Origin of the sequence: Pseudomonas sp. Sample_9 (assembly GCF_004307535.1) — a bacterium.
Lineage (GTDB): Bacteria > Pseudomonadota > Gammaproteobacteria > Pseudomonadales > Pseudomonadaceae > Aquipseudomonas > Aquipseudomonas mercuritolerans.
On sequence record NZ_RAZO01000276.1, the window covers coordinates 1 to 2,488 of the forward strand.

Sequence of the window (2,488 nt, forward strand, 5' to 3'; positions counted from 1 at the left end):
TGACGGGCTGCTGTTTGCCCGTCAGAGCAGGTAGGATGTACGCCTATTTTGAGGGTGCCATCGTCAATGAAATTCAAGGATCTTCGGGATTTCGTGCAGCAGCTTGAGCAGCGCGGAGAGTTGAAACGCATCCAGATTCCCGTCTCGCCGGTGCTGGAGATGACTGAGGTGTGCGACCGCACGCTGCGGGCCAAAGGCCCGGCACTGTTGTTCGAGAAGCCCACCGGTTACGACATTCCGGTGCTCGGCAATCTGTTCGGCACCCCCGAGCGCGTGGCCATGGGCATGGGCGCCGAGTCGGTCAGCGAGCTGCGCGAAATCGGCAAGCTGCTGGCCTTTCTCAAGGAGCCGGAGCCGCCGAAGGGCTTGAAGGACGCGTGGTCGAAACTGCCGATCTTCCGCAAGATCATTTCGATGGCGCCAAAAGTCGTCAAAGACGCGGTGTGCCAGGAAGTGGTCATCGAAGGCGACGATGTCGATCTGGCGATGTTGCCGGTGCAGACCTGCTGGCCCGGCGACGTCGGCCCGCTGATCACCTGGGGCCTGACCGTCACCAAAGGCCCGAACAAGGAACGCCAGAACCTCGGTATCTACCGCCAGCAAGTGATCGGCCGCAACAAGGTAATCATGCGCTGGCTCAGCCACCGTGGCGGCGCCCTCGATTTCCGCGAGTGGTGCGAGAAGCACCCGGGCCAGCCGTTCCCGGTGTCCGTGGCCCTGGGCGCCGATCCGGCGACGATTCTCGGTGCCGTGACGCCGGTGCCGGACAGCCTTTCGGAATATGCTTTCGCCGGTCTGCTGCGGGGTAACCGCACCGAACTGGTCAAGTGCCGTGGCAACGATCTGCAAGTGCCGGCCACCGCCGAAATCATTCTTGAAGGCGTGATTCATCCGGGCGAGATGGCCGACGAAGGCCCGTATGGCGACCACACCGGTTACTACAACGAAGTCGACAGCTTCCCGGTGTTCACCGTCGAGCGCATTACTCACCGGATCAAACCGATCTATCACAGCACTTACACCGGCCGTCCGCCGGATGAGCCGGCGATTCTCGGCGTGGCGCTGAACGAAGTGTTCGTGCCGATCCTGCAGAAGCAGTTCCCGGAGATCACCGACTTCTACCTGCCGCCGGAAGGTTGCTCGTACCGCATGGCTGTGGTGACGATGAAGAAGTCGTATCCGGGGCATGCCAAGCGCGTGATGCTCGGCGTCTGGTCGTTTTTGCGACAGTTCATGTACACCAAGTTCGTTATCGTCACTGACGACGATATCAACGCCCGCGACTGGAACGACGTGATCTGGGCCATCACCACGCGCATGGACCCCAAGCGCGACACGGTGATGATCGACAACACGCCGATCGACTACCTCGACTTCGCCTCGCCGATTTCCGGCCTGGGCTCGAAAATGGGCCTGGATGCCACCCACAAGTGGCCGGGCGAAACCACCCGCGAGTGGGGCCGCGTGATCGTCAAGGACGACGCCGTCACCCAACGGATCGATGCCATCTGGAATCAGTTAGGAATAGATTGATGCGTGTAACCTTGCAGCCTTCCGGAGCCGTGCTCGAGATACAGCCCGGTGAGCGGATTCTCGACGGTGCGCGGCGCCTGGGCTATGACTGCCCGCAAAGCTGCCGCAACGGCAATTGCCATGTGTGTGCAGCGCTGCTGGTGGACGGCCGCGTCGAGCAGGCCGGCAAAGTCCACGATCATGGCGAGTTCTACACCTGCATCGCCGCACCGCTGGAAGACTGCGTGCTGCTGTGGGATGACGTACTCGCATTGGGTGAGCTGCCGGTGCGCAGCCTGTCGTGTCAGGTCATCGAGTGTCGCGAGGTCGGTGGCGACACCTGGCGCGTGCGTCTGCGTGCACCGGCCGGCAAGCCGCCGCGTTATCACGCCGGGCAGTATTTGATGATCGAGCGCGAGAGCGGCGAGAAATCCGCCTTCTCGATGGCTTCGGCACCCCACGGCGGGCGTGATCTGGAAATTCACGTGCTGGCGCGCGAAGCCAGTGCGTTGAGCCTGATCGAACAGCTGCAACGCAACCCGCTGGTGCGTGTCGAGCTGCCCTTTGGCGATACCCACTTGGCCGAATTGCCTGACGGTCCGCTGGTGCTGATCGCCGCTGGCACCGGCATGGGCCAGATTCATGCCTTGATCGAGCATTGCCGCGCTGAAGGTTTCAAGCATCCGGTGCATCTGTACTGGGGCGTGCGCCGCCCGGAAGATTTCTATCAGATCGAACACTGGGACGAATGGCTGAAGCTGCCCAATCTGTTCCTGCACAAAGTGGTCAGTGACCAGTGCGGCTGGGAAGGGCGCTGCGGCATGCTGCACGAGGCGGTTTGCGAAGATTTCCCTGATCTGAAGCCGCTACATGTCTATGCCAGCGGTTCGCCAGCGATGGTTTACGGCACCCTGGATGCGCTGGTCGAGGCGGGCATGGATGCGCATCAGATGCGCGCCGATGTGTTCGCCTACGC

2 protein-coding genes are annotated in these 2,488 nt (G+C 62.0%); both read left to right on the top strand.

What is annotated here, in order from left to right:
• Nucleotides 1-66 precede the first annotated feature (66 nt).
• Nucleotides 67-1,533, top strand: a complete 1,467-nt coding sequence (ubiD, locus tag D6877_RS15210) for a 4-hydroxy-3-polyprenylbenzoate decarboxylase (protein WP_039757427.1) — start codon at nt 67-69, stop codon at nt 1,531-1,533.
• Nucleotides 1,533-2,488, top strand: a 956-nt coding sequence (locus tag D6877_RS15215; RefSeq protein ID WP_130911330.1) for a CDP-6-deoxy-delta-3,4-glucoseen reductase, incomplete at its 3' end; no start/stop codon positions are given. The genes ubiD and D6877_RS15215, both read left to right, overlap by 1 nt.